This window comes from Nonomuraea diastatica (assembly GCF_004349015.1).
Classification (GTDB): Bacteria; Actinomycetota; Actinomycetes; order Streptosporangiales; family Streptosporangiaceae; genus Nonomuraea; species Nonomuraea diastatica.
The window spans coordinates 26,453-51,799 of sequence record NZ_SMKP01000060.1 but is presented as its reverse complement, the minus strand read 5'-3'; the positions used below and the strand labels follow the sequence as shown (position 1 = coordinate 51,799).

Here is a 25,347-nt window from a genome sequence, read left to right as displayed (position 1 = left end):
CTCCGGCACCTTGGCCCCCGTCAGCCTGCCCCACGCCAGCCCCATGGCGTACGCGGCTCCGAGCACCGCCGCCGTGCTCCCGCGGTCGGGCGGCGCGATCTCCAGCGCCGGCGCGGGCGCGGTCGACACCCCGCCAGGCCGGCCCTGCACGGGGAAGCCGTCGGGCTCGGTCGGCTCCCTGGCCGAGGTGCCGGTGAGCCCGGCCCGCTCCAACTCCTCGTACGCCTTCCTGAGCCGGTGGTCCAGCAGCGCGGGCAGCGCGCCCTTGGAGTCGGACAGGTCGGCGAGGAGCACGGCCGCGGCCCTCGGCGGCTCGGGCGTGAACTGCAGCGCGTCCACGAGGTCGTAGACCGAGTGCGAGAAGTGCGCCGCCGGGTCGCTCTCCACGAACGTCGCCCGGCACAACCGCGCCGGGCAGCGCCGCAGCCACGCCTGGCGCAGGGTCTCCTCGTCCACGTGGGCGTCGTCGATGCCCGGGTGGCGCAGCATGGGCTCGACCATCGTGAGCAGGGCGAGCGCCCTTGGCCTGAACCGGGGGTCGGAGAGCAGGATCTGGGCCGTGTCGGCCATCACGGCCGCCAGCCTGAGCGCCGCCTTCGGCTTTCCCGCCCGTAGCCGCCCGGCCACGAGCGTGGCGAGGTCGAGCAGCGGCGGGGCGGGCAGCCAGCGCACCCACTCGTCACCCGGCAGCGGACGGCACAGATATTCGCCGAACACCGTGATCAGCCGCTCGTTGCCGTCGAACGCCGGCGCGTACGCGCACCACATGATCGTGCCCCAGACGGCGGCGACGGTGCTCGGCACGTCGGAGGCGAAGATCTCGTCGAAGGCCGTCATCGGGTAGTCGAGCTCCGACTTGCGCCCGCTGGCCCGCAACAGCACCCTCACCCGTTCCGTGAGGCTCTCGGCCACGTCGGGGCCGATGAACGCCTGGGTCGAGCCCGGCTCGGCGCGGAAGTCGGAGCCCCGAGGGATCACCTCGTCGGGCAGCACCGCCGCGGGATGGTGCACCTGGCGCGCCCGGGTGCCCCGCGGCGGCGGCGCCAGGTGCCAGCGGCCGTCGGCGGGATCGTGCAGGTGCCAGCGGGCGTGGGCGCCGAAGAGCCACCTGTCGCCCTCGGAAGTCACGAGGATCTTGGCGGCCAGGACGTGGGCGCGGTCGGGCGGTGAAAGAGCCTGCCAGTGCGGGTCTGCGACCATGGCCCGAATCCCCGCCTCCGCTGAGGTGAACACATCCCAAGGTCGCACGGCCGTCATCGTACTTGCCGTACCCGGATCATCCATCGGCTTTTCACGGCAGAATGTTCCACTATGAGGGCGAAGGTAGCAGGCGTGCTGGCGGTCGTAAGCGTGCTCTCCGGCTGCGGCACGGGCACGGCGGCGCCACCGTCGCCGACCGGGCCCGGCGTGCTCACACTGGAGAACGCCACGCCGCCGGCGAAGGGCGGTGAGGTGGGCGAGGCCACGACGGAGTTCGGCGACGCCGCCGACCTGTCGATGTGGACCAAACTGAGCGAGACCGAGAAGGACATCGACCGGATCGCCAAGCTCGACGTCAACAAGACCGCGAAGGGCGCTCTCTACATGGAGCCCAAGACCTCGGCCTGGTTCGACGGCTTCCGCGGCCCCTTCGTCTATCAGGAGCTGGCCGGCGACATCGTCATGCACGCCCGGGTCAAGGTCGAGGGCAAGGAGGACGACCAGCCGAAGCGGAAGTTCTCGCTCGGCGGCCTGATGGCCCGCCAGCCCGGCTCGTACGCCAAGCCCAACTGGGTCTCGATCACCACTGGCACCATCGAGAAGCCCGGCCAGGTCGAGGTGAAGTACACCAAGGACGGCAGTTCCAAGCCGCAGGAGCTGGCGGTCAAGGAAGGCTGGGTGGAGCTCGTGCTCGCCCGGGTGGGCCGCGTCTTCGTCGGGCTCTACAAGGAGGAGAAGGGCAAGTGGAAGGTGGGGCAGCGGTGGCCGTCCACCCTCCCCGACGTGTTGCAGTGGGGCATCACCGGCTACACCGACTGGGACAGCTACAGCACGCTGAAGAAGGACGCCGACAAGGGCAACGCCAAGCAGATCAAGGGCCAGCCCGACCTCAAGCTGACCGTCGACTATGTGCGTTTCCTGCGGCCGGAGCTGCCCGACTACGCCGACCCGCTCAACAATGCCTCGGTGACGGACGAGGTGCTGATCAAAGCGATGACGCCCGCCGGTGCCTGAGCGCCTTGGCCGCGTAGTTGTCCGGCGTGCGAGCGAAGGAGTCGCGGTCGCCATCGGTGAGCTCGCGCACGATCTTCCCGGGCACGCCGGCGACCAGCACGCCCGACGGGATCTTCTTGCCGGGCCCGACGAGCGCTCCCGCGGCCACCAGGGTGCCCGCCCCGACGCGGGCACCGCCCAGCACGATCGCGCCGATGCCGATCAGCGTGCCCGACTCGATGTGGGCGCCGTGGACCATGGCCTTGTGGCCCAGGCTCACCCGGTCTTCGAGGATCGCCGGCTCGCCCGGGTCGGCGTGCAGGCAGCACAGATCCTGTACGTTGCACTTTTCGCCGATCTCGATCCGCTCGTCGTCCCCTCGGAGAACGGAGCCGTACCAGATGCTGGACGCCTGGCCCACCCGCACGCTGCCGACCACCACGGCACCAGGCGCGATGTACGCCTCGGGATGAATGTCCGGAGTTGCTCCGTTGTCCAACGCTGCTATGTACATCCGTCACATGGTAATTCCTGCTCCGGGTATGGCGTTCGGGTTGCGGACGTGGGCAGATGGCAGGAAAGTCGTTTCCTGACGTCTCGTCGTCAGACCCTCACAACCCGCAGTTTTCCCCCGCCTCACGCAAACCACCCTTAGGTAACCCCCATGACAAACCAGCACGAGAGCCTCCCCGATCTGATGCAAGAGGACACCTTCGAAGTCGTGATGCGCGGTTACAACCGCCGTCAGGTCCACGACTACATGATCCGGATCCGTAACCAGGTACGTGATCTTGAAGAGCGGCTGGCACGAGCGATCGACCAGGCCGAGCAGGGCCGCATCGAGCTGGCAGAGGCCAGGCGGCGCATGGTCGAGACGCCGCAGAGCTATGAGGATCTCAGCCCTCGCCTGGCGCAGATCCTGCGGCTCGGCGAGGAGGAGGCCGCGGCGAAGCGTGAAGACGCCGAGACCGAGGCCGCCAGCGTGCGAGACGCGGCCAAGACGGAGGCCGAGCGTCTGGTGACGACGTCCCGCGGGACCGCCGACAAGATCCTCTCCTCCGCCCAGGCAGAGGCCGAGCGCCGGGTGAACGAGGCGACGCAGTCGGCGGAGCGGATGCTGGCCCAGGCGGGAGCCGACGCGGAGGAGCAGCTCACGGCGGCCCGCACCGAGGCCGAAGAGGCGCTCAGGGAGGCGAAGGCCGAGTCGGAGCGGGTGCTCGCGGCGGCCCAGGCGCAGTCAGACCAGCTGCTGCAGAACGCCAACGCGAAGGCCGAGCGGCAGGTGACGAGTGCGCGCGACGAGGCCGAGTCGATGCTGGAGACGGCCAGGCAGCGCAGCGCCGTGCTGGACGAGCAGGCGGGCCGCCGGGTCGACTATCTGACCAACACGCACACCGAGGTCGTGCGGCGGCTGACCGAGATCAGCACCGTGCTCGGCGACCTCATGCGCAGCGAGTCGGCCGCCGGGCCGCTGATCCCCGACGCCGCCATGCCGTCCGCGCCGGGCGCGATGCCCGCGCCGTCGCCGGGCGAGACGTCCGTGCCGTCGCCCGGCGCCACCCCCGCGCCCGCCGCGCCGCAGGAGGACGTGCGGGTCATCCTCGACGAGGACGATTCGGACAAGACCCGGAAGGTCAAGGTCTCCGACGACACCGAGGTCAACGTCATCCGCCTCTCCGAGGCGAACAAGTAGGTCCTCTCCCCGCCGGGGCGGGAGGACGACGGTGCGGAGCGGAAGCCCCCGCCCCCGATAGGGTCGGAGGCTTCCGCGCTCGTGGCCCCTCCATGCGTGGTGGCCCGGTGCCGGGGCCGCCGAGACGCTGGACCCGGCACCGGGCTGCTCGTGTGTCGCCGGCCGTTGCCCGGCCGGCGTCAGGGAGGTGCGGGGCCGGCCCGCCACGAGTGTTGCTCGCCGGCCCTTCTCTCCTGGTCCCGGAGCTGGTCGCGCAGGCCGTCCGGGTCGTCCGCGTCGATGGTCATCGCGCATCCGGCCTCGCGCTGCGCCGCGCTGATCGGATGGTGTCTCGTGGCCCACCAGCGGCCCGCATCGCTCCGCCAGATGGTCCAGTGGGGGAACTCCCGGGCTATTTCCGCAAGATGCCGATCAAAGGACATCTCCGTCCACCTTTCCCGGGCCCCCAGGCGAGGTTCCATCTCTCTAGAAGATGCGCTACCTCTCTAGAGAATTCTATGATCGTGACGGTCAGGTCAACCTATCGCTTGACAGATCGCCTTGACCTACGCGTCGAAGTCGTACTGGAGTACATACGCGGCGGAGTCCAGCACCATCTCGTTGACCTCGACGGGCAACCCTCCCGACGTGTACGCGGTGCGTGCGATCACGATCACGGGTGTGCCTCCGGGCAATTCCAGCAGGGCGCTCTCGCGCGGCGCCGGCATGCGGGCGCGCACCTCCTCGGTGAAGTGGGCCGGTGGCACGCCCAGGTCGCCCAGCCTGGCGTAGGCCCCGCCGGGACCGGTGTCGGGGAGGGTGATCGCGCTGCCCTCCACCAGGTGGGCGGGGAAGAAGGAGGTGGACAGTTGCACGGGTCTGTCGTCGACGGAGTAACGCCGCCTGCGCACCCAGACCTCCCGGCTGTCGAGGACGCTCGCCACCTCGTCGGACGCCCGCTCCAGCACCACCTCCACCCGGTCGACCTCGAAGGGACGGCCGCGCGCGTCGGCCTCCCAGATGGCGCGTCCCTGACCCCATTGCTCTCGTGACAGGCGGCGTGAGCCGTGCCTGCGTATCGGTTTGAACAGCCGCACGTAAACCCCCGAACCTCGTTTGGGCACTACCAACCCTTCATTGATCAGTACGGCAAGCGCTTGCCTGGCGGTTGCCCGTGCGATTGCGTATTCGGCCATCAGCGCGTTCTCGCCCGGTAGTCGGTCCCCGTCGCGCAGTTCGCCGGACAGAATCCGGGCGCGGAGGCCGTCGGCGATGCGGCGATAGATAGGGGGCTCGTGGGGTACCGGGGATTCAGACACGTTTGATCACCCTCTGTCACCAACCAGGTTGTGGCGTCTCCAGAGAACTTGCCCCGTCTTGTCCACGATCGCACAGATACACAGGTTGGTCGCGAGCTTCTTTTGAGCGGATCGTGCCCGTGTGGTGAATTCGGCGATGTTTTAGCGGACCGTTACCGTGAAACGGTCACAGCCGGTATTCGGCCGGCCCACCAGCGGCGAGTAACCAAAGCAAAGATCACGGCACCCGTCGTGTTGAGAATGACGTCGTCCACAGAGGAGAAACGGCCCAGTCGCAGAGCGTGCTGGAGCACCTCGACCAGGACCGAAAAGGCCGCCGCGACGGCCGCAACACGGACGGTCGAGGACATCGCCCGGCTGCGCACCGGCAGCAGCGCGCCGAGCGCCGCGAACACCAGCAGATTGCCTCCGACCTGGACCAACACCGCCTCCCACGGTGCCGCGGCCAGGTCCGCGAGGTCGGTGAACGGGACGAGGCCGACACCTGTCCGACCGGTGGACGGGGTGAGGATCATCCAGATCCACGGCGTGGTCCCGGCCACGATGCCGACGTCGGCGATGGAGGTGCGCAGGGCCGCGGGACGCCCGGCACGGGCGCGGTGGCGGGAGAGGAGCAAGATTGCTAGCAAGGCCAGGGGCAGCGCAAACGTACCAGCAATAATGACTGTTCCCCACAATTCCCACGTTCGCGCCATCCGACCATGATGGCGAGCGATCAAGGGGTACCGGAAGATGTCCGTCCGGACAGGGTCAGCCACCAGACCGCGATCTATACAGAGAGATAGAGGAGAGTGTTGTGCTGACCCATTTCATCGGTGGCCTGCCGGTGGCCGCAGGCCATCCGTTCCCCGTCCATGATCCGGTGACGGGCGCGGTGGTGCGGCAGGCGCACGAGGCCGACCCCGAGGTGGTCGACCGGGCGGTCCGGGCGGCCAGGGAGGCGGCGCGCGACTGGGCGGCGATGCCCGTCGGCGAGCGCGCCGGGTGGATGCGCCGCCTGGCCGAGGGCATCGAGTCCCGCTTCGACGACGTGGTGGCGGCCGAGATCGCCGACACGGGCAAGCCGTTCGACCAGACCCGCACGCTCGACATCCCGCACGGCATCGCCAACTTCCGCGCCTTCGCCGAGATCGCCGCCCAGCGTCCCGACGACGCTTTCCACCTGTCCGGCGTGCTCAGCTACACCGTGCGCAGGCCGCTCGGGGTCGTCGCGGTGATCGTCCCGTGGAACCTGCCGTTCCTGCTGATGACCTGGAAGCTGGCCCCGGCGCTCGTCGCGGGCAACACGGTGGTGGTCAAGCCCTCGGAGAGCACGCCGGGCTCGGCTGCGGTGTTCGCCGGGATCTGCGCCGAAGCCGGGCTGCCCCCGGGCGTGGTCAACATCATCTTCGGCCACGGCGCATCGGGCCAGCTCCTGGTCGAGCACCCCGGCGTCGACGGCGTGACGTTCACCGGCTCGACCAGGACGGCCAGCACGATCATGAAGACGGTGGCCGACCGGGTCAAGCCGATCTCGTTCGAGCTGGGCGGCAAGAACGCCGGACTCGTCTTCGACGACTGCGATCTCGACCGGGCGATCGACGGCGCCGTGCAGTCGGTCTTCACCAACGGCGGCCAGGTCTGCCTGTGCACCGAGCGGCTCTACGTGCAGCGCTCGATCTTCGAGGAGTTCTGTGCCCGGCTGGCGAGCCGGGCCCAGGAGGTCGAGCCGCAGCCGATGATCTCGCTGGAGCACCGCGAGAAGGTGCTCTCCTACTACGCCCTGGCCCGCTCGGAGGGAGCCAAGGTGCTCACCGGGGGCGGCGTCCCCGCCTTCAACGACCACCGTGATTCCGGATATTTTGTAGAACCGACAGTAGTGACAGGCTTGTCGGAATGGTCGAGGTTCAACAGGGAAGAGATCTTCGGGCCGGTCTGCCACGTCGCGCCCTTCGACAGCGAGACCGAGGCGATCGACCTGGCCAACAGCAGCGACTACGGCCTGGCGGCCACGCTCTGGACCACCGGTCTCGACCGGGCCCACCGGGTGGCCCAGCGCCTGGAGGCCGGGCTCGTCTGGGTCAACACCTGGTATCTGCGCGACCTGCGGACCCCGTTCGGCGGTGTGAAACTGTCGGGCATCGGCAGGGAAGGAGGCATACAGTCGCTCGACTTCTACTCTGAACCCACCACTGTCACCATCAAACTGGAGCAACCCGATGCATGACGAATGGTCCCAAGCCGTGGACGCGCGAACCCAGGCCGCCGACCGGCTGCTGGAGGCCGCGCGTACGGGCAAGCCGTGCCCGCCCATCAGGGACCTGGTCAGTACGGCCGCCGACGGCTACGCCGTACAGGAGATCAACACCCGGCGGGCGATCGGCGAGGGGCGGCGGCCGGCGGGCAGGAAGGTCGGCGTGACCAACAAGGTGCTGCAGCAGCGCTTCGGCATCGACCAGCCCGACTTCGGCATGCTCTTCGCGGACACGTCGTACGGCGACGGGCAGCCCGTGCCCGTGCACAGGTTCCTGCAGCCGCGCGCCGAGGCCGAGGTCGCGCTGGTGCTCGGCCGTGACCTGAGCGGCGGGCCGTTCACGGTGGCCGACGTGATCAGGGCGGTGGAGTTCGTGTTGCCCGCGATCGAGATCGCCGACTCGCGCATCGCCGACTGGGACATCACGCTGGCCGACACGGTCGCCGACAACGCCTCCGCGGGGGCGTACGTGCTGGGCGGCACGCCCGTGCCCCTGACAGGGCTCGACCTGCGCTCGGCCGCGATGACGATGACCCGGGGCGGCGATGTGGTCTCGACCGGCTCCGGCGCCGAGTGCCTGGGCCACCCGCTCAACGCCGCCGTCTGGCTGGCCACGCGGCTCGGCCGCACCGAGTACGCGCTGCGCGCCGGCGACGTCGTGCTGACCGGCGCGCTCGGCCCCGTGGCGCCCGTCGAGGCGGGCGACGAGTTCGAGGCCCGCATCGACGGGCTCGGCTCCGTACGCGCGGTGTTCTCGGCGTGAGCGCGCGCGACGAGGCCGAGCGCGTGCCGGGTCGAGCCGTCTCCCGCGAGCGGTGCCTCGCACTCGACGCCGGCGACCCGCTGCGGCGTTTCAAGGACGAGTTCGTGTTGCCGGAGGGAGTCGTCTACCTCGTCGGCAACTCGCTGGGCGCGCTGCCCCGTCGTGCCGCCGAGCGGGTGCGCCGGGCGGTCGAGGACGAGTGGGGCGGGCAACTCGTCGGCGGCTGGAACCACGCCGGGTGGTACGAGCAGCCGATGGCGGCCGGCGACCGGCTGGCCCCGCTGATCGGCGCCGGCCCTGGACAGGTCGTGGTGGGCAACACCACCTCCATCGCGGTCTTCCAGGCGGTGGCGGCCGCGCTGCGGCTGCGCCCCGGCCGCCGGGTGATCGTCTCCGACGTACGCAACTTCCCCACCGACCACTACATGGTGCAGGGGCTGGCCGGGCTGCTCGGCGGCTACGAGGTGCGCGACTTCGCGGAGGGGCGCTTCGACGACGCGGCCGTGGTGCTGCTGGCGGAGGTCGACTACCGCACCGGCGCCCGCCACGACGTGCCCGCGGTCACCGCCGAGGTGCAGGCGGCGGGGGCGCTCATGGTCTGGGACGTGTGCCACAGCGTGGGGGCCATGGAGGTGGACGTCTCGGCGGCCGACTTCGCGCTCGGGTGCACGTACAAGTATCTGAACGCCGGGCCCGGCGCGCCCGCCTTCCTCTACGTCAACCCGCGCCACCACGCCGCCGCCGCGAACGTGTTGTCCGGCTGGCACGGCCACGCCGAGCCGTTCGCGTTCGAGCCCGGCTACCGGCCGGCCGAGGGCGTCAGGCGGTTCGCGGTGGGCACTCCGCACGTGTTGTCGTTCGCCGCGCTCGACGCCGCGCTCGACCTGTGGGCAGAGGTGCCGATGGCGCAGGTGCGGGCCAAGAGCATGGCGCTGACCTCGCTCTTCGTCGACCTCGTCGGCGACGCGCTGAAGCTCGCCTCGCCGGCGGACGCCGCCGCGCGCGGCAGCCAGGTGAGCTTCAGCCACCCCGACGGCTATCCGGTGATGCGGGCGCTGATCGACCGCCGCGTGCACGGTGACTTCCGCGCGCCCGACATCCTCAGGTTCGGCTTCGCGCCGCTCTACGTCGGCTACGCCGACGTCTACGACGCCGCCGCCACGCTGCTGGAGGTGCTGGACAAGGAGCTGTGGCGGGACGAGAAGTATGCCGGGCGGCTGGCCGTCACCTAAGCCTCGTCCAGCAGCTTGATCGCGCGTTTGGGGGCGATCGCCCGGTAGCTCTCCTCCACCCAGTCGAGCAGCACCTCGGTCTCGGGCAGCTCCGACAGGAACGGCACGGTCACCCAGCCCGCCCTGCCCAGCCCGTAGCCGCTGGGCTGCGCGCCCTCGACGGTCAGCGCGTGGCCGTGCGCCTCCGACAGCAGTTTCACGCCGAACGTCGGGTCCCACTTCTCGGTCTGCTCCTCCAGGCCGAGGAAGAGGAACACCTTCTTGTTCACCTTGACCACCGTCTCGCCCCACGGATGATCCTCGTGGCTCTCGGGCAGCCCGAGGGCGAACGCGCGCAGCTTCTCACGTACGTCCTGCCAGTCGCTCATGCCCGCACGTTACCCCGGAACTCGTCGAGCTTGTGTTCGATGCGCTCCCTGACCAGGTCGCGGGCCTCCATCCGCGGCACGCCCGACATCAGCAGCCGGTCGTAGTCAGTGTCGAGATGCCGGATGGAGGCGATCACGGCGAGCGTGATGGCATTCTCGTCCAGCGCCCTGGCCGCCGCCGACCTGCCCACCCGGCCGCTGCCGCGCTGGCCCGCGTGCTCGGCGATCTCCCGCGCCCGCGGCTCAGGGCAGCCGGGAAACAACCGGGCGATCTCGGTCGCCATCCTGGTCTGGAACTCGACGTCCTGCTCCGCCCTGCGTACGCGGTCGCGTTCCCTGCGGCGCAGTCGCACCTCCTCGTCCGCCAGGCAACGCTCCTCGGCGGCGGCCAGCGCGGCCTCCTCCACCAGCAGGCCCATGCGCTGGTAGACCTTGCGCCGCCGGTTGTACCGGACGACCACCGCGGACAGGCCGCTCTCCTGCTTGGCCCGCCGGCTGAGCGCCGCGTCGCCCGCGGGCAGGAACGCCAGGTGGTCGAGGTCCGCGCAGGTCAGGCAGTGCGGCCGGTCGTCCTCCATGATCAGGTAGGGGCCGGTGTCGCCGCATGCCGCGCACGTCCAGGCGTCGAGCGGGGCCACCGCCACCAGGTCGGGCGGCTTGCTCTGCGCCTCGGTGAGCCGGCGCACGCGGGCCTCGCTGAGATCGGGCGAGAGCCAGTGCACGCGGAACGCCTCCTGCCCGTCCTTCGACGTGAAGCGCAGCTCGCGGCGGTCGCGGGTGCCGGCCACGTAGGGCGTGTCGACCGGTCGCAACCCCCTGGCCATGGCCCACTCCCGCAGCAGGGCGGCTGCGGTGAGCAGGCGGTCCTCGCCGACGTCGGACAACTCGGCCAGCGTGGCCGCCCTGCCCTGCCGCCAGACGTCGACGTGCCTGGTGTGCAACCAGCGCAGGCCCGTCACCACGTCGATGAAGGTCACGTATTTCCTGGCGGTCAGCGCGATCTCGGCCGCGTCGGCGACCCTCCGCGCCAGCTTGGGCCTGCTCGCCCCATCGGTTCGGCTCACGTACCCCAGTGTCCCGCGCCCTTTGTCGTGAGATGGCGAGAGCCGCAGCATTCCTTTTCGCCATAGCGGCAAGTAACTCCTTCGGACCTGGCCCTGGAGGAGAATCGTGCGTCTGATCTGGCCCGCCCTGTTCATGCTGGCCACCTCGTGTGGCGCGGCTGAGGAGGGCACGCAGCCCGTCGTCTCGGGCGCGTTCGGCAGCAAACCGGTCGTCGCCATTCCCAAGGGAAACCCGGGCCACACGCCGCGCATCACGGTGTTGTCCGTGGGCAGCGGCCGGCGTACGGTCCCCGGTGACGTGGTGCTCACCGACGTCGACATCCGGCGCTGGTCCGGCAACCAGCCCTACCTCAGCACCCACGACGGGCACCAGCCCACGACGGTGGTCTTCGACGGCAGGCTGGTGTCGGAGACGTGGCGGCAGTCGCTCATCGGCCGGTCGGCGGGCAGCAGGGTCATGCTGATCAGCCCGGCGGCGGACGCCCTCGGCCCTCACATGCCGCTGACCGGCCTCTCCCCGGCGGACACGCTGGTGCTGGTCTTCGACATCCTGGGCGGCTACCCGCCCGACGCCCGGCTGGTCGGTCGTCCCCTGCCGGTCGTCCCCGCCGGCCTGACGCCGGCCGCGCAGCCGCGCGTCCTCATCGACGGCTCCGGGCCGGAGGTCGTGGCCGGCGCGAAGGTCGTGGTCCAGTACGTGGCCGCCTCCTGGCCGTCACGCACGGTCGTGGACTCGTCGTACCGGAGGGGCGGGCCCAGCGCGTTCACCCTGGAGGAGGGCTCCGTGCCCGCGGGCTGGACGGCCGCGCTGGACGGCCTGCGCGTCGGCAGCCGGGTGGCCGTGCCCTCCCCAGGGCCCGCGCCCATGCTCTACGTCGTCGACATCCTCGACACGATCACGCAGGGGTAGGCCGGGCGGCGCGCCACCACCCGGCCCGGTCCTGCTCGTCGGCCCTAGTCGCAGTGTTCCCACGGGCTGTCGTACGTGGTGCCGCCGGCCGCGCCGCCCCACTTGACGCAGGTGCTGGGCGCGGAAGCGGTCACCGGTCCCGCGTAGTAGGAGAAGTTGCCTGAGTCGGTCTTCCTCGCACTGCCCTGCACTTCCAGGTAGGCGCTGGTGGCGGTGGCGGTGCCGAGCGACTTCGACTTCAGCGTGACGACGCAGTTGCTGCGGTTGCCGCTGTTGTAGAGCAGGTAGACGGTGCCGTTGCTCCCGAGCGCGGCCGAGTCGATCACGTTGAAGCCCGAGCCGCAGACCTCCTGCGGGCTGTACGGGTTGCTGGAGCCGCCGCAGTTCCTGGAGGTCAGCGTCTGCTGGGGGTAGCCGAAGGTCGTCCCGTCGAAAACAGCCCGCTGGATGTTGGACGGATAGCTGCTTCCCTTGCGTACCTCGTAGTGGAGGTGAGGCTTGATGGCGTTTCCCGGCTTGCTGGTGTTGCCCACCGTACCGATCTTCTGGCCCTGCGAGACCGACTGTCCCTGGCTGACCGAGCGGGCGTTCAGATGGGCGTAATACGTGGACCAGCCGGACCCGTGGTCGATCTTGACCAGGTTGCCGAAGCCGTTCGTCGAGCCCTGGTGGGCCGAGATCACCACGGTGCCGGCCGCGGCGGCCACCACGGTGTCGCCGAGGTCGGCGTCCGCGGTGCTGCCGCGGTTGAAGTCGATCTCGTACGACCTGTGCGCGCTGCTGGCGCTGGAGTTGCCCGTCCAGGACTGGCCGCAGGGGAACGGCAGCTGGAAGTTGGTCGCGAGGATCTGCGCCTCCTCCGACTCCGGCGCCGGGTCGGCCGCGGCGGCTGACGTCGTTCCGAGGCTGAATAAGAGTGCGACGCCGGCGGCCATTGCTCCGCTGAGCTTCATGGGGTGATCCTTTCCGTGGGATCTCTGAGACAAGGGTCTGCATCGGCCGCACATAAATCGTCCAGAACCGATACAAGAGCTGTCAGGCCTCTGCAGAGGAGCTGATGCGGATGTCGATCACCTTCCACGTGCTCGGGCCGCTCGAAGTCCGGTCCGCCGGACGTCCCGTCCGGATCTCCGGCAGGAAGCCCCGGCTGCTGCTGGCCACGCTGCTGCTGGACGCGGGCCGGGTGGTCGGCGCCGACCAGCTCGCCGAGGTTCTCTGGCCGCATCGCCCACCGCGTTCCGCGCAGGCCAACGTGCGCACGTATGTGAGCGTTCTCAGATCGGAGCTGGGCCAGGGGCACTTACGCGCCGACGGCTCCGGCTACGCGATCGACGTGGCCGACGGCGCGCTCGACCTGCTGCTCTTCGAGGACCTGGTGGACCGGGGCGAGTACGCGGAGGCGCTCGCGCTCTGGCGCGGCGCGCCGCTGTGCGATCTGCCGGGCAGCCCGCTCTGGGACCGCCGTCTCGAACTCCTTCATCAGGGACGCCTGCGCGCCGCGGAAGCCCTGATCGACCGCCGTCTCGAGCGGGGCGACCACGAGGGCGCGATCTCCGAGCTGCGCGGGCTGCTGGCCGAGCACCCCTACCGGGAGGACTTGTGGGGGCGTCTGGTGCTGACCCTGCACAGGGGCGGCAGGAAGGCCGAGGCTTTGCGCGCCTACGCCACGGTCAGGGGCAGGCTCGTGGACGAGCTCGGCGTCGAGCCGGGTGCGGAGCTGCGCGGGGCGTACGAGCTGATCCTGGCGGACGACGCGCTGCCCGCCGCCCCCCGGCAACTTCCGCCTGATCTGCCCGACTTCACCGGCAGGGCCGGCGCCCTGGCCGAGCTCGCGGAGCCGTTCTCCGTCGCGGTGATCTCGGGGCCGCCCGGCGCGGGCAAGTCGGCGCTGGCCGTGCACGCCGCGCACGCGCTGTGCGCGTCCTTCCCCGGCGGGCAGCTCTACCTGGAGCTGGACGGCAGGGAGCCGGGCGACCTGCTGGCCGAGGCGCTCAGAGCGCTCGGCGTGGAGGCGGCGCCGCCCACGCTGCGCGAGCGCTCGGCGCTGTTCAGGTCGCTGCTGGCCGAGCGGCCGATGCTGGTGGTGCTGGACGACGCCCGCGACGCCGGCCAGGTGCGGCCGCTGCTGCCCGGCAACGGCAGCGCGGTGATCGTCACGAGCCGGCGCCGGATCACCGAGTTGCCGGGCGCGGTGCGGATCCAGCTCGGCCGGCTCGGCCCGAAGGAGGCGCTGTCGCTGCTCGGCAGCATCGTGGGCGGGGACCGAGTGGCCCGCGAGCTGAAGGCCGCGCAGGCGATTGTGGCCGCGTGCGGGCGGTTGCCGCTGGCGGTCAGGAACGCCGGCGCTCGGCTGGCCGGCCGGCCCGGCTGGTCGCTGGCAGTGCTCAGGCAGCGCCTGGAGGACGACTGCATCGGCGAGCTGGGAGACGTACGGGCCACCCTGGACGGCGGTTACGCGCGCCTGCCCGACGAGGCCGCCCGCATCCTCGGCACGCTCGGCAGGCTCGGCGCGCCCGCCCAGCCGGGGTGGGTGATCGACGCCGCGCTCGGCAGGCACGGCGCGCACGACGTCACCGACCTGCTGGTGGACGTCAACCTGCTCGACCTGGTCGGCACCGATCCGGTGGGCCAGCCGCGCTACCGGGTGCCCGACCTCATCGGCCGGCACGCGCTCGAACGCGGCCCCGCGCTGCTGCCCTCCGGCGGCCCGGGGGAACGCGGCGGGCTCGACGCCGTGGTCAGGGTGCTGGCCGCGTGGACGGCGACCACCGAGCACGCCATGGCGCGGTTGCCGACCACCGTGTTCAGTCTCACCGCTGCCAGGGCGCCGCGCTGGCGGCTGCCGGAGCGCACGCTCGAACGGCTGACCGCCGACCCGGTCACCTGGTTCGAGGCCGAGCACGAGGCGCTGGCGGGCGCGGTGGACGTGGCGGCCGAGCTGGGGCTGGCCGAGTCGGCCTGGGGGCTGGCCGCGGCCATGGTCCCCTGCCTCGACCTGCGCTGCCACCTCGGCACCTGGCGGCGCACCCACGCCTCCGCGCTGGCCGCCGCACGCGCCGCCGGCGACACGTACGGCGAGGCCGCCATGCTGAGGGGCCTGGCCCAGGTCAGCCTCTACCAGGACCGGTACGAGGAATCCGCGGAGGGCTTCACTCGATCACTTCAGATATTTCACGACTTAGGCGACAGCCGGGCCGAGGCCACCTCCATCTGCGGCCTCGGCGCGGTGAGCCAGTTCCGCGGTCGGTACGCCCGCTCCTTCGGACACTTCCGGCACGCCCTGGCCATCTTCCTGGCCACCGGCGACCAACAGGGCGAGGCGTACGCCCGCCAGGCCATCGGCCGGGTCTGCCTCAAATCCGGCGACCTGGCGCAGGCATCGCAATCGCTGGCCCAGGCCATGCGGCTGGCCCAGGAACTCGGGGACGCCCACCGGGAGGGCTGCGTGTGCGTCCAGATGGGGCACCTGCACCACGCGATGTCGTTCCACCGGCACGCGCTGGAGATCTTCGAGTCGCTGGGGGACCGGCACTGCGGGGCGTACGCGCTGCAGAGCCTGGCCGGGCTCCAGGCCGAACGCGGGGACCTGGCACGGGCCTCCACAGGGCTCGAACGCTCGCTGGAGATCTTCCAGAAGCTCGGCGACCGCAGCGGCGAGGCCTCGACCACCGAGCTGCTCGGGGAGCTGCACCGTTCGGCCGGGCGTACCGGGCTGGCGCTCGACTACCTCCGGCACGCCAAGGCACTCCGCCGCAGCCTGCCCGCCTGAGCGGGTCATGGCTCCAGGTCGGCGCGGATCATGCTGTAGAGCACGCTGTCATGCCACCGGCCGGCGCGGAAGCCGCTGCCGCGCAGGACGCCCTCCCGGGTGAACCCGGCCTTCTCCAGCGCCCGCTGCTCGGCCACGTTGGTGATCTCGGTGGACGTCGCCGAGCATCCCGTGCTCCTCCCAGCGCCGGCGCAGGTGGTGGGAGTTCTGGAAGCCGTACCTGGCACTCGCCCGTGCTGTCAGGGTCGCTCACGAGCCGGTGCAGGAAGGGCAGGTCACTTTCTCCGACCGGGCGCAGGCTGATGGTCATGAACGGGACACTATGCGGCGTACGAGACGTCTGAGCCGCGACTCCTGGAGCGGCGACGCCGTCAGGGCGTCGAGCGCCTCGGCGGCGGACGGCCGCTTGGCGGGGGAGTGATCGAGCATCCTGCGCACCACCTCGGGCACGTCGGGCCCGTGGGCATCGGCGCTCGTCGGGAACTGGCCGGTGAGGAGCTGGTAGGCGATGGCTCCGGCGGCGTAGACGTCGGAGGCGGTCGTCATCCGGTCGGGGCGCTCCTGGCACTCCGGCGCCACGTAGTGGGCGTCGAGCACGTTGCCCAGCTCGTGGGCCACGGTGTAGTTGCGCGGACCCGGCTTGGCGTGGTCGAACCCGGTCAGCACCGCGTGCCCGTCGTCGGTGACCAGCACGGACGCCGGCGTCAGCGCCCGGTGGACGACGCCGTTGGCGTGCGCGTGCGCCAGCCCGCTCAGCAGATCCTTGATCACGCCGAGCCGGGCGCCCCGGCCCAGCGACAGGTGCAGGGCCTCGCCGTGCACGTCGTCGAGCACCAGCACGAAGCGGCTCTCGTCGTCGATGGCGAAGAAGTCGCGCGGGCGCACCACGCACGGGTGTGGCGGGATGCGGGCCAGGGTCTGGTAGGCGTTGGCGATGCGCTGCCGCTCGGCCCCCCGCGCCTCGTGGTCGGCCAGCGGATCGGCCTGGTAGACCCGGAGCAGCACGGTCTCGCTGCCGGGCAGCGTCACGTTGAACGCCCGATATTCGGTGACCTTGGCGTCGCCGCCGAGTTGTTCCTCGACCTCCCAGTTGCCGAACCTGGGCGGCGCGGTGCTGCGGCGCACGGTCTGGTTGAGCGCGTCGAGGATCGCCGTCATATAGGGACTCGCGTCGGGGCTACACCCGCGCCTGACCCGCGAGACGTCACTCAACGTGGCCAGCAACCCCGGCAGGTCGGTGACGTTGGCCGCGTCGCGCCTCGCGGGATCGACCAGCTCGGCGTCGGGTGAGGTGAGCACGACCAGGCAGTCCACATAGACCCGCTCCAGCTGCGTGGCCTGCGACACCAGCAGCCCCTTCAGCGCCTTCGCGGTGCCGCGCAGCTTGGCCACGGGGGAACCGAACGCCTCCCTGCGCGGCGGGAACCAGCGGGTGCCGGACACCTCGATGCGCCCCCGGGTGCCCTTGACGTCGACGACCACCAGCGAGTGGCCGGTCAGCACGATCAGGTCGACCTCGAAGACGTCGTGGCCGCGCGGAAGCTCGATGTTGTGCAGCAGCAACCAGTCGGCGGGTGCGTGATCTCGCAGGTAGGCGATCACCCGCCGTTCGGCGTCGTTGACTGGACGTCCCCCGCCGACGATCTCTGCCATGCGGACCATACTCCCATGGGAACCACTTGACAGCATATTGCCCTAATGACAGCATATTGTCATGATGAACGTCATCCACCACGCCGTGTACGACACCTTCGCCGACTGGGAGACCGGTCACGCCACCGCCCACCTGCGCAGCGGGCGGTTCCACCGCCAGCCCGGAGGCTACGAGATCGTCACGGTGGGCCCGTCGGCCGAGCCCGTGGTCAGCATGGGCGGGCTGCGCATCACACCCGACCTCGCGCTCGACCGGCTCACCCCCGAGGACAGCTCGCTGCTCATCCTGCCCGGCGCGGATCTGTGGGACTCCGGCGACGCGCTGGCGCCGTTCGCGCGCAAGGCCAGGGAGTTCCTCGACGCGGGCGTGCCGGTCGCCGCCATCTGCGGCGCCACGGCCGGGCTCGCCCGCGAAGGGCTGCTGGACGACCGCGACCACACCGGCGCGGTGGTGCACTATCTGCAGAGCCAGCAGGGCTACGCGGGCGCCGAGCACTACCTCGACCGTGACGCGGTGCTCGACGGCGACCTCATCACGGCCGGTCCGACGGAGCCGGTGGCGTTCGCCAGGGAGATCTTCCGGCGGCTCGACATCTACCGGCCCGAGGTGCTCGACGCGTGGTTCCGGTTGTTCGCCAGGAGCGACGCTTCGGCCTTCGAGGTGTTGATGGCGGCATGACCGAATCGGCCGACCTGCTCTCGGGCCTGGCGCTCGGGGCGTTCCGGCTCAACGGCCAGTTCCTCCAGGTGGCCGAGGGGCTCGCCCGGCCGGCGGGGATGACGGCGGCATGGTGGCAGGTGCTGGGAGCCGTGCTGCGCGAGCCGCTGCCCGTCGCCGGGATCGCCCGGGTCATGGGGATGAGCAGGCAGGGCGTGCAGCGCATCGCCGACCTGCTGGTGGAGCGTGGGCTGGCCGAATACCGGCCCAACCCCGCGCATCGCCGGGCCAAGCTGCTCCAGCCCACGGCGGAGGGCCGCGAGTCCATTGCCAAGATCATCCCCGCGCACCAGGAGCTCGCCGACCGCCTCGTGGCAGATCTGGGCCAGGAAACCGCCCGCGAATGCCTGGCGGCCCTGCGCCGGCTCTCTACCGCCCTCCACCACCTCAACGAAGACCCCTGACGCACACCCCGGCCACTTCGGCTGGCGGCCTCGCGGGCCTGCTTCCCCATCGGCTCGGTGAGCGGTGCTGACAGGTCGTCCCTGCGGGCGGCTGTCGCCACGGTCACGCCTCATCGCGCCGCCGGAACCGGCGTCACCCGCAGTTTCCAGCGCGGTTTGAACACCGACAACACCGTCGACGCGATGAGCATGACGATCTGCGCGCCCAGCGCCGTCACCTGGCTCCACTGGCCCGAGGCGGCGGCCGCCGCGCCCCCCTCGGTGGCGGCCGCCATTCCCTCGGGATCGAACAGGAACATGCCCACGCAGATCACGGCCACCAGCAGCCCGAGCTTGACCGTCACCCAGTAATAGCGAAACAGCCCCCAATGGCTGGTCAGGCCCAGCGTGATGCCGGTGACCAGTGCGGTGAGGCTGAGCGGTATACCGCCCGCGAACACCAGGTTCGGCATCAGCCGGTAGGCGGCGTGTGCCAGCCCCAGATCATTTGTCAGCGTCGCCGCGGTATTCAGCACCACCAGGCCCCACACCTCACCGAGCAGTGCGACCGACACGATGATGTGGATGACCAGGACCGTCTTGCGGATAGGTGGCCGCATCGATCTCACCTGCCTCGGCATTCGGAAACTCGATGACCATCGTCGCCGCTTGGCCCGCGCCGCACGTCCGTCCGGAGGCGGCGATCGCGGTACGCCGAGCGGCGTACCGCGATTCTCAAGTTTCGGGTGATGGTTGCCTAAACGGAAGTGAATGAGAGGGCCATCGGCCGCGCGGACAGCCACAACGAATATCCATGGGCGGTCTGCCGGCGGCGCATATATGTGGCGCGTCGGCGAAGAGCGGGAAAATCCGACGCCAAGAAACCGAGGTTTCCCCTTGACCTCCGCGAGGGGATTCCGAGTTGCGGTTTCCGCTGCCTGCCGCGATCGTTATGGGCGGCACCTCACAGCCCTGCAAAAACGACTATGGCGCCGGAAATTCCGCGCCTATCCATGGAGGAAACCAAACATGATCCGTCGCATTCTGGCAGGTGCAGCGATCGCGGCCGCCGCGCTCGGCTTCTCCGCCGCCGGAGCCTCCGCCGACGTTCCCAACCCGCACAATGAGGGGCAGAACATTCTCAGCCAGCTGAGCGCCCTCGACGACCTGACCGCGCTGAACGACGTGCTCAACGACTCGGTCAAGTACGTCGACGTCCTCACCCTGCTCCACCTGAACGACATCGACGCCAGCGTCCTGAGCAACCAGAAGAACGTCGGCGACGACAACTGACGGCTCCTCGTGCGTAGCCAGGAGGCCGATCGGCGACTCCCGTTCCGCATAAGGGAGCCCGCCCGGCCAAGGTCGACTTCCTGATGCCTTGAGGTGAAACCGGAAAACGGGCCGTGGATATTCGCGAGTCCACGGCACGGGCTTGGTGGCCACCAGGCTTTCAGCGCCGCGCGGCTCGGGTCGATCACTGCAGGACGATCAGGGCCGCGCGGCCGCTTCTGAGCCCCTCTGAGCCCCTCTGAGCCCTTCTGAGCGTCTACGCGCGTTTCCCGCCGGCGACGTTGGCCGCGCTCTCGCTCGGTCGCACGATCCCGAGGAAGGTGCGCCGGTCGAGCGGATCGATCCGTACGAGAGCGCCGGTGTACGGCGCATGCACCATCCGCGTCGCGTCCACCGCCACGGCCACGTGCTCGGGCCCGGAACTGCTCCGGTCGCTGTCGTAGAAGACCAGGTCGCCGGGTTGCACGTCCTCCCTGGCGACCCGCACGCCCGACCGCCACTGCTCGGACGTCGTCGTGCCGATCCGCACACCGGCCCGCGCCCACGCGTACTCCGTGAGTCCCGAGCAGTCGAATCCCCTGATCCCGGCCCCTCTCCCGACCCCGTAGCCGGGCCCGTGCACCCCGCCGCCGCCCCATGAGTACGGGACGCCGATCATCTCTATCGCCGCCCGGACGGCGATGGCGCCGGCCGGGGAGCGTGCTGTGACGGCCGTTTCCCCCACCATCCTGCAATGGCCCGGCGAATGTGCGCCGCACCTATGGGCGGCCAGGGCGGGCGCGGAATACATGGCGCCCAGAATGGTCAGGGCCAGCACGGTCGGCGGCGGCGGTGTTCTTTTCATGGCATATTCAGCGCTCCCGTGACTCGCCCGTGCCCAGTGCACACCAGGGCGTTTCGTCGGGAGCATTCCGCCATTCCTGTGGGGATGAAACGCCTTTGAGGCATGCGGGGCGCACGTATGGCGATAAGATGAAAAATCGCGCGCGTCTCACTCCGCATAAATCGGGATAAATCAGGATCTGCCCGAACTGGCCGTGAAGGGCGGCCAAGGAAATGGGGCGCGCATTTGACTTCGACTTAGCTAAGCCCGGTTGCGGCGTGCCGGTGGGCGCGAGATCGTTATCCACGAAAATCTCGCGACCCTGTGCGAGCGAATCCGAAGACGCGCATTCTGCGCCGATTCCGACGAAGGAGAAGTAGAGAAATGATGCGTCGCATTCTTGCCGGTGCAGCCATCGCGGGCTTCATGCTGGGCTTCTCGGCCACGAGCGCCTCGGCCGACGTTCCCAACCCCTACAACAAGGGCAAGCAGATCCTGAGCCAGCTGAGCCTCGCCGACGACCTCACCCTGCTCAACGACGTCGGCAACGACTCCGTGAAGTACATCGACGTCCTCACCGCGGGTCACCTGCAGGACATCGACCTCAGCCTCCTCAGCAACCAGGAGAACGTCGGCGACGACAACTGAGTCGTCCGAGGTGGTGGCGGCTCCCCGCGTCCGTCTGACATGGGGGCGCACCGGTAGCCACGAAGCCGTGGCGGCACCTTGCCGGCAAAGCCCCTGGTAGGCGCGGCGTGAGAGAGCCCTCCGCCCACCTCATCGCTTCCGGACGGGCCGGTCCGTCATGCCCGCAGCCGGCGCGGGCACGCCCGGCCTGTCCGGAAAGCGTTAGCCGTCATAATTTCCCCGTGATTCGGTATTTTTACAGCGAAATTTACATAGCCCCACAAACCTCGTGTAACCTTGGATCTGGTTAACCGCCAGACGCCCTGGCGGTCATACCTCGCAGGGAGCATTTCGGTATACAACCCCCGAGTTCGTGTTGGGGGGTGCGGGGAGCGTGAGCGGCGTCGAAGAGCTGCTGCTCTATCAGGACGAGCAGCTGAGCATGGTGGTGCGCGCGGCGGCAGGAGCGCCGGGCGTCTCGCTGGTCGGCGAGATCGACGCCACCAACAGCTCCGCTGTGGCCGGCGCCCTGGCCCGCTACCGCCGGGGCCCCTACGTCGTCGTCGACACCGGCGAACTCACCTTCATCGACGTCTCAGGCCTGCGCGTGCTCCTCATGCCCACCGTGCCGCCCTCGCAACGGTGGATCCGCCTGCACAACGTCACGCCATACCAGCAGCGGCTGATGCGCATGATGGGGTGGTATTACCAGCCGCGCATCCACGCTCCCACCTAGCGCCCTCACCCGCGGACGGCGGTGACGACGGCCGCCGAGGTGCCCAGCCCCGTGGGACCGCCGAGCCGCCACCGCGGCGGCTGGGTGTGTCGGCGCAGAGACTTCTCGTCGTAGCGGAAACACCCACGATGCCAGTGGAGAATGCCGGCCAGCCAGTCACGCAGCTCGGCCACGAACCCGTCGAGATCCCGCCTGGCCTCCGCGTCGAGGCCGAAGTCATCGCACACGATCGGCAGCTCGTGCTCCACGATGTGCTCGAACTGCCGCACCCGAGACGCCATCAGGTCGTTGACGATGGCCACCGCCTCCGGGTAGCCGCAGCCGAAGAAGTTCTGCACCACGAGGACGCAGTTGTGCACCTCACCCTCGAACTCGATCTCCTTCTGGTAGGAGAAGATGTCGTTGAGCAGGCACCCCGCGTCCATCATGGCGTTCTCCAGGGCCACCATCGAGCCGCTGGCATAGACCTCCTCCGGGATGCCCTTGGTGTGCCGCAACCGGCACAGGCTCATCGTCAGGTCGGAGCCGAAGGTCAGCCTGCGCATCTCGATGTAGTCGACCGGGTCGGGGATGTGGTGGGCCAGCTCGTTGGCCAGCTCCCACAACCAGCCGTCGCACATGCACTCGATCGCCGTACGCAGCTTGCGCCGGTCGGCCGGCGGCATCGGCGCCGTCGTGCGCGCCCACAGGTCGGCCAGCGAGCGCTCCAGCGCGTTCACGGGCGGCGTCGTCGGCGCGCCGTCGAGCGGCATGAACGCCCCGAACCTGGCCACCGCCACCCTGGCGGCCGCGAGATTGCGCGACCTGCCGAAGACGACGGGGAAGTAGTCGTCGCCGTACGTGCCCCAGGCCAGCCAGAACGAGGCCAGGTCCAGCTCCTCGGGCGAGGCGTCGGGATGCAGGCCCGCCGCGCAGAGCGGCAGGTCGTAGTCGACCAGCTTCTCCTCGTCCCACACCGCCGAGCCCACCACGCCCGGCTGGGCCTCCAGCATGCCCATCTCCGCGCACCACGCCACGGTGTTGCGCCGGGAGGCGTCGAGGTGCGGCGACAACCGGAGCTCGAACGGCACGTAGAGCTCGGGCACGATCGACGGGCCCACCTGCTGATGCGGCACGTGCGTGAAGTTCCGCAGCCGCTTGGCGCCCAGCAGGTCCACGAGCGACGACATGCCCAGCGGCCGGCTCGCCGTCGCCCGCTTGTTCATGTACCTGCTGGAGCGCATGTGCCACTCGTGCCCGCCCGACTGCCAGTCCTGCAGCCCCTTGACGTACGCCAGCACGCCGGCCGCGCTCAGCGGGTCGATGGCGTGCTCCACGAACAGCGGACCGAGCTCGGTGCACGTGGTGTGCTCGAACTGGTGCAGCCGCGAGGTCAGCAGGTCGTTGACCGCGCCGGCGGCCTCCTGCGTGGTGCAGCCGAGAAACTTCTCCAGCACCAGCACCCCGTTGCTCAGCTCGCCTTCGTCCCTGACCTCCCGCTCGTACGAGAACAGGTCGTTGCGCAGGTGGACGGCGTCGGAGAAGGCGTCGCGCAACACCCGCATCGGCCGCGACGCGGCGATCCGCGCCGGCACCTCGGCCCCGACCGCGTGCTCGACCAGCCCGGCCGACCAGGGCGCGCCGCCGACCTTGCGCCGCATCTCGATGTACTCGACCGGGTTGGCCACCCGGCCCGTGTTGATGTTGGCCAGCTCCCACAGCGACTCGTTGAGCAGGTTGCGCGTGCTCTCGGCGAATCGGGACCGCCAGTCGGCGGACATGCCGGGCACCGTGCGGACCCACAGGTCGGCCAGCCCCGCCTCGACCGGGTTGGTCGGCTCGGGCACGGTCAGGTCGGCGCCCATCGGCATGAAAAGCGGCAACCGGTCGAGATAGGCCCGGCCGCCCGCCAGGTCGCCGGTGCGTTTGAACACCTCAAGGAAGTGGTCGTCGAAGAAGAAGACCCACACGTACCAGTCGGTGATCAGGCAGAGCTCGGCGCCGTCGCAGTCAGGGTGGGTATAGGCGCACATCAGCGGATAGTCGTGGGCGTCGAGGTCGGCCTCCTCCCAGACACCCGAGCCTTCGACCATGCCCATGTCGCGCGCCCACCGTTTGGAGTGGTCGCGGGCCTCCTCAAGATGCTGGTTGAGCCGGGCGGGATACGGCATGTAGAAGTCCGGCAGTTCGAACGGCTGGCTCATGGTCACTCCTTCATCAACGGGCCACCTCGACGTTCTCCAGCACGCCGAGCGCGTCGGGCACCAGGACCGCCGCCGAGTAGTAGGCGCTGACCAGGTAGGAGGCAAGGGCCCGCGAGTCGATGCCGGTGCACCGCACGCTGAGCCCCGGCTCGCGCTCGTCGGGAACGCCGCTCTGGCGCAGGCCGACGACTCCCTGGTCCTCCTCGCCCGTGCGCATGACGAGGATCGAGGTGGTGCCCGCCCGGCTGATCGGGATCTTGTCGCACGGCAGGATGGGCACGCCGCGCCACACGGTCAGCCGGGCGCCCTCCAGCTCGGTGCTGCCGGGGTAGACGCCTCTGGCGGTGCATTCGCGGTGGAAGGCGGCGATGGCCCTCGGGTGGGCGAGGAAATAGCGGGACTTCTTCCTGCGGCAGAGCAGCTCGTCCAGGTCGTCAGGCCCCGGTGGGCCGGTGCGGGTGTGGATGCGCTGCGCCGGGTCGGCGTTGTGCAGCAGGCCGAAGTCACGGTTGTTGACCAGCTCGTGCTCCTGCGACTCGCGTACGGCCTCGACCGTCAGCCGCAGTTGCTCCTCGGTCTGGTCCATCGGCTGGTTGAACAGGTCGGAGACCCGGGTGTGCACGCGCAGCACGGTCTGCGACACGCCGAGCTCGTATTCGCGCGGGCCCGGGTCGTAGTCGGCGAACGTGCCGGGCAGCGTGGGCTCGCCCCGGTGGCCGGCGGCGACGGCGATCTCGGCTTCGCCCCACTTGTTCTGGGGTCTGGCCTGCCTGATCCGGTGGCGGGCGAGCTGCGCGCTCACTGCCGGCCACCGGTCGGCCAGCGCGCGCAGCTCGGCCCAGGGCAGGGCGAGCACCGTGCACGCCGTCGCCGCCTCCAGCGTGAACCCCCACGGCCCGTCTTCGCTCCCGGTGTGCTCGCCGCCGGACAGCGTGCCGAGCGTGACCGGGTCGCCGTACGGGCCCCTGCCGACCTTCGCCGCCTTTCCGTACGCGATCAGCAGCAGCTCGTCGGCCGGCCGTCCGGCGCGTACGATCGTCTCGCCCTGCGCGTATTCCCGCTGCTCGAAGCGCCCCGCGAGGTCGTCGAGCGCGGGGTCGTCCGCGAGCCCGCGCAGGAGCGGAAGCTCTGCCAGGCTCGGCGGGACGACGCGGAAGCGGGCGCCCGTGGTGACGAAGCCGACCCGGCCGCCGCCGACCGCGTACGTCAGCCGCCGGTTCACCCGATAGACGCCGGCCGCGACGTCCACCCACGGGAGCGCCCGCAGCAGCCAGCGGGGAGAGATCTCCCGCGTCTGCGGAGGCGTCTTGGTCGTCGTCGCGAGCCTGCGGGCCGCCGCCGTGTCGAGGCTCAGCTGCTGGTCGGTCTCCGTCAACACGATCACCACCAATCACTGGGACCCGGAGCG

26 protein-coding genes are annotated in these 25,347 nt (G+C 70.2%); 12 read left to right on the top strand and 14 right to left on the bottom strand.

All coding sequences use genetic code 11. The features are described 5' to 3' along the window. On the bottom strand, window positions 1–1,200 hold a 1,200-nt coding region (locus tag E1294_RS21735; RefSeq protein WP_132510879.1), incomplete at its 3' end, for a hypothetical protein. Between the two features lie 132 nt (window positions 1,201–1,332). Here E1294_RS21735 and E1294_RS21730 point away from each other — a divergent pair. Next, window positions 1,333–2,214 (top strand): DUF1349 domain-containing protein, encoded by an 882-nt coding sequence (locus E1294_RS21730; RefSeq protein ID WP_132510877.1) that lies wholly within the window; start codon window positions 1,333–1,335, stop codon window positions 2,212–2,214. On the opposite strand, the gene E1294_RS21725 is transcribed toward E1294_RS21730, so the two are convergent. Then, window positions 2,186–2,707 (bottom strand): gamma carbonic anhydrase family protein, encoded by a 522-nt coding sequence (locus E1294_RS21725; RefSeq protein WP_132510875.1) that lies wholly within the window; start codon window positions 2,705–2,707, stop codon window positions 2,186–2,188. The two genes, E1294_RS21730 and E1294_RS21725, sit on opposite strands and share 29 nt — an antisense overlap. A 150-nt stretch (window positions 2,708–2,857) precedes the next feature. Between E1294_RS21725 and E1294_RS52845 the strand changes: the two genes are divergently transcribed. Beyond that, a complete protein-coding gene (locus E1294_RS52845) occupies window positions 2,858–3,886 on the top strand; it encodes a hypothetical protein (RefSeq protein ID WP_165977410.1) in 1,029 nt (342 codons plus the stop codon). A gap of 179 nt (window positions 3,887–4,065) precedes the next feature. Here E1294_RS52845 and E1294_RS21715 read toward each other — a convergent pair whose 3' ends face one another. From E1294_RS21715 to E1294_RS21705, 3 genes are all read right to left on the bottom strand, one after another. Further along, window positions 4,066–4,308: a hypothetical protein gene (locus E1294_RS21715; RefSeq protein ID WP_132510873.1), complete on the bottom strand. Its 243-nt coding sequence runs from the start codon at window positions 4,306–4,308 to the stop codon at window positions 4,066–4,068. 123 nt (window positions 4,309–4,431) lie between these two features. Beyond that, window positions 4,432–5,184: a GntR family transcriptional regulator gene (locus tag E1294_RS21710; RefSeq protein ID WP_132510871.1), complete on the bottom strand. Its 753-nt coding sequence runs from the start codon at window positions 5,182–5,184 to the stop codon at window positions 4,432–4,434. A gap of 152 nt (window positions 5,185–5,336) precedes the next feature. Continuing rightward, complete coding sequence (locus E1294_RS21705; protein ID WP_132510869.1) at window positions 5,337–5,879, bottom strand: VanZ family protein; 543 nt, start codon at window positions 5,877–5,879, stop codon at window positions 5,337–5,339. Between the two features lie 101 nt (window positions 5,880–5,980). Here E1294_RS21705 and E1294_RS21700 point away from each other — a divergent pair, with 101 nt between their 5' ends. From E1294_RS21700 to kynU, 3 genes are read left to right on the top strand one after another with little or no spacing between them, the layout of a single operon-like run. Further along, window positions 5,981–7,390, top strand: coding sequence for an aldehyde dehydrogenase family protein (locus tag E1294_RS21700; RefSeq protein WP_132510867.1), 1,410 nt, complete (start codon window positions 5,981–5,983; stop codon window positions 7,388–7,390). Further along, complete coding sequence (locus tag E1294_RS21695; protein ID WP_132510865.1) at window positions 7,383–8,180, top strand: 2-keto-4-pentenoate hydratase; 798 nt, start codon at window positions 7,383–7,385, stop codon at window positions 8,178–8,180. The genes E1294_RS21700 and E1294_RS21695 overlap by 8 nt, the downstream gene beginning before the upstream one ends. Beyond that, window positions 8,177–9,412, top strand: a complete 1,236-nt coding sequence (gene kynU, locus E1294_RS21690; protein ID WP_246083175.1) for a kynureninase — start codon at window positions 8,177–8,179, stop codon at window positions 9,410–9,412. The genes E1294_RS21695 and kynU overlap by 4 nt, the downstream gene beginning before the upstream one ends. On the opposite strand, the gene E1294_RS21685 is transcribed toward kynU, so the two are convergent. Both E1294_RS21685 and E1294_RS21680 read right to left on the bottom strand, forming a co-directional pair. Beyond that, complete coding sequence (locus E1294_RS21685; protein ID WP_132510863.1) at window positions 9,409–9,780, bottom strand: MmcQ/YjbR family DNA-binding protein; 372 nt, start codon at window positions 9,778–9,780, stop codon at window positions 9,409–9,411. The genes kynU and E1294_RS21685 overlap by 4 nt on opposite strands. Next, window positions 9,777–10,844, bottom strand: coding sequence for a DUF2293 domain-containing protein (locus tag E1294_RS21680; protein WP_246083174.1), 1,068 nt, complete (start codon window positions 10,842–10,844; stop codon window positions 9,777–9,779). The genes E1294_RS21685 and E1294_RS21680 overlap by 4 nt, the downstream gene beginning before the upstream one ends. Before the next feature lie 106 nt (window positions 10,845–10,950). Between E1294_RS21680 and E1294_RS21675 the strand changes: the two genes are divergently transcribed. Further along, complete coding sequence (locus tag E1294_RS21675; RefSeq protein ID WP_132510859.1) at window positions 10,951–11,754, top strand: FKBP-type peptidyl-prolyl cis-trans isomerase; 804 nt, start codon at window positions 10,951–10,953, stop codon at window positions 11,752–11,754. A 44-nt stretch (window positions 11,755–11,798) separates the two neighbouring features. On the opposite strand, the gene E1294_RS21670 is transcribed toward E1294_RS21675, so the two are convergent. Then, window positions 11,799–12,707, bottom strand: coding sequence for a M23 family metallopeptidase (locus E1294_RS21670; RefSeq protein ID WP_132510857.1), 909 nt, complete (start codon window positions 12,705–12,707; stop codon window positions 11,799–11,801). Window positions 12,708–12,817: 110 nt separating this feature from the next. Here E1294_RS21670 and E1294_RS21665 point away from each other — a divergent pair, with 110 nt between their 5' ends. Then, a complete protein-coding gene (locus E1294_RS21665) occupies window positions 12,818–15,523 on the top strand; it encodes an AfsR/SARP family transcriptional regulator (RefSeq protein ID WP_246083173.1) in 2,706 nt (901 codons plus the stop codon). A gap of 5 nt (window positions 15,524–15,528) precedes the next feature. Here E1294_RS21665 and E1294_RS54630 read toward each other — a convergent pair whose 3' ends face one another. Both E1294_RS54630 and mads6 read right to left on the bottom strand, forming a co-directional pair. Then, window positions 15,529–15,660 (bottom strand): GNAT family N-acetyltransferase, encoded by a 132-nt coding sequence (locus tag E1294_RS54630; protein ID WP_220447863.1) that lies wholly within the window; start codon window positions 15,658–15,660, stop codon window positions 15,529–15,531. A 169-nt stretch (window positions 15,661–15,829) separates the two neighbouring features. Then, complete coding sequence (mads6, locus tag E1294_RS21655; protein WP_132510853.1) at window positions 15,830–17,176, bottom strand: methylation-associated defense system protein kinase MAD6; 1,347 nt, start codon at window positions 17,174–17,176, stop codon at window positions 15,830–15,832. 61 nt (window positions 17,177–17,237) lie between these two features. Here mads6 and E1294_RS21650 point away from each other — a divergent pair, with 61 nt between their 5' ends. Both E1294_RS21650 and E1294_RS21645 read left to right on the top strand, forming a co-directional pair. After that, complete coding sequence (locus E1294_RS21650) at window positions 17,238–17,855, top strand: type 1 glutamine amidotransferase family protein (protein ID WP_220447862.1); 618 nt, start codon at window positions 17,238–17,240, stop codon at window positions 17,853–17,855. Further along, a complete protein-coding gene (locus E1294_RS21645) occupies window positions 17,852–18,298 on the top strand; it encodes a MarR family winged helix-turn-helix transcriptional regulator (RefSeq protein ID WP_132510851.1) in 447 nt (148 codons plus the stop codon). The genes E1294_RS21650 and E1294_RS21645 overlap by 4 nt, the downstream gene beginning before the upstream one ends. Window positions 18,299–18,408: 110 nt before the next feature. On the opposite strand, the gene E1294_RS21640 is transcribed toward E1294_RS21645, so the two are convergent. Further along, the gene (locus E1294_RS21640; RefSeq protein WP_132510849.1) at window positions 18,409–18,897 is read right to left on the bottom strand and encodes a hypothetical protein; all 489 of its coding nucleotides are present in this window, start codon (window positions 18,895–18,897) and stop codon (window positions 18,409–18,411) included. 409 nt (window positions 18,898–19,306) lie between these two features. Between E1294_RS21640 and E1294_RS21635 the strand changes: the two genes are divergently transcribed. Further along, complete coding sequence (locus E1294_RS21635) at window positions 19,307–19,570, top strand: hypothetical protein (protein WP_132510847.1); 264 nt, start codon at window positions 19,307–19,309, stop codon at window positions 19,568–19,570. Window positions 19,571–19,826: 256 nt separating this feature from the next. Here E1294_RS21635 and E1294_RS21630 read toward each other — a convergent pair whose 3' ends face one another. Continuing rightward, window positions 19,827–20,414 carry a C40 family peptidase gene (locus tag E1294_RS21630; protein WP_165977409.1) on the bottom strand — a complete coding sequence of 196 codons (588 nt, stop codon included), beginning with the start codon at window positions 20,412–20,414 and terminating at the stop codon, window positions 19,827–19,829. Between the two features lie 363 nt (window positions 20,415–20,777). Here E1294_RS21630 and E1294_RS21625 point away from each other — a divergent pair, with 363 nt between their 5' ends. Together E1294_RS21625 and E1294_RS21620 are read left to right on the top strand one after the other, a co-directional pair. After that, window positions 20,778–21,041 carry a hypothetical protein gene (locus E1294_RS21625; RefSeq protein WP_132510843.1) on the top strand — a complete coding sequence of 88 codons (264 nt, stop codon included), beginning with the start codon at window positions 20,778–20,780 and terminating at the stop codon, window positions 21,039–21,041. 373 nt (window positions 21,042–21,414) lie between these two features. Further along, window positions 21,415–21,756: an STAS domain-containing protein gene (locus E1294_RS21620; RefSeq protein WP_132510841.1), complete on the top strand. Its 342-nt coding sequence runs from the start codon at window positions 21,415–21,417 to the stop codon at window positions 21,754–21,756. A gap of 5 nt (window positions 21,757–21,761) precedes the next feature. Here the strand turns inward: E1294_RS21620 and E1294_RS21615 are convergent, their stop codons facing one another. Both E1294_RS21615 and E1294_RS21610 read right to left on the bottom strand, forming a co-directional pair. Next, complete coding sequence (locus E1294_RS21615) at window positions 21,762–23,939, bottom strand: terpene synthase family protein (protein ID WP_132510839.1); 2,178 nt, start codon at window positions 23,937–23,939, stop codon at window positions 21,762–21,764. A 13-nt stretch (window positions 23,940–23,952) separates the two neighbouring features. Continuing rightward, entirely contained in the window at window positions 23,953–25,314 is a 1,362-nt protein-coding gene (locus E1294_RS21610) for a family 2B encapsulin nanocompartment shell protein (protein WP_132510885.1), read from the bottom strand. Window positions 25,315–25,347 lie beyond the last annotated feature (33 nt).

Bases quoted from the DNA above. Each gene is read 5' to 3' on its own strand.
- E1294_RS21725 (WP_132510875.1), bottom strand. From the start codon at position 2,707: ATGTACATAGCAGCGTTGGACAACGGAGCAACTCCGGACATTCATCCC.
- E1294_RS52845 (WP_165977410.1), top strand. From the start codon at position 2,858: ATGACAAACCAGCACGAGAGCCTCCCCGATCTGATGCAAGAGGACACC.
- E1294_RS21715 (WP_132510873.1), bottom strand. From the start codon at position 4,308: ATGTCCTTTGATCGGCATCTTGCGGAAATAGCCCGGGAGTTCCCCCAC.
- E1294_RS21705 (WP_132510869.1), bottom strand. From the start codon at position 5,879: ATGGCGCGAACGTGGGAATTGTGGGGAACAGTCATTATTGCTGGTACG.
- E1294_RS21695 (WP_132510865.1), top strand. From the start codon at position 7,383: ATGCATGACGAATGGTCCCAAGCCGTGGACGCGCGAACCCAGGCCGCC.
- E1294_RS21685 (WP_132510863.1), bottom strand. From the start codon at position 9,780: ATGAGCGACTGGCAGGACGTACGTGAGAAGCTGCGCGCGTTCGCCCTC.
- E1294_RS21670 (WP_132510857.1), bottom strand. From the start codon at position 12,707: ATGAAGCTCAGCGGAGCAATGGCCGCCGGCGTCGCACTCTTATTCAGC.
- E1294_RS21665 (WP_246083173.1), top strand. From the start codon at position 12,818: ATGTCGATCACCTTCCACGTGCTCGGGCCGCTCGAAGTCCGGTCCGCC.
- mads6 (WP_132510853.1), bottom strand. From the start codon at position 17,176: ATGGCAGAGATCGTCGGCGGGGGACGTCCAGTCAACGACGCCGAACGG.
- E1294_RS21650 (WP_220447862.1), top strand. From the start codon at position 17,238: ATGATGAACGTCATCCACCACGCCGTGTACGACACCTTCGCCGACTGG.
- E1294_RS21645 (WP_132510851.1), top strand. From the start codon at position 17,852: ATGACCGAATCGGCCGACCTGCTCTCGGGCCTGGCGCTCGGGGCGTTC.
- E1294_RS21640 (WP_132510849.1), bottom strand. From the start codon at position 18,897: ATGCGGCCACCTATCCGCAAGACGGTCCTGGTCATCCACATCATCGTG.
- E1294_RS21635 (WP_132510847.1), top strand. From the start codon at position 19,307: ATGATCCGTCGCATTCTGGCAGGTGCAGCGATCGCGGCCGCCGCGCTC.
- E1294_RS21630 (WP_165977409.1), bottom strand. From the start codon at position 20,414: ATGAAAAGAACACCGCCGCCGCCGACCGTGCTGGCCCTGACCATTCTG.
- E1294_RS21625 (WP_132510843.1), top strand. From the start codon at position 20,778: ATGATGCGTCGCATTCTTGCCGGTGCAGCCATCGCGGGCTTCATGCTG.
- E1294_RS21615 (WP_132510839.1), bottom strand. From the start codon at position 23,939: ATGAGCCAGCCGTTCGAACTGCCGGACTTCTACATGCCGTATCCCGCC.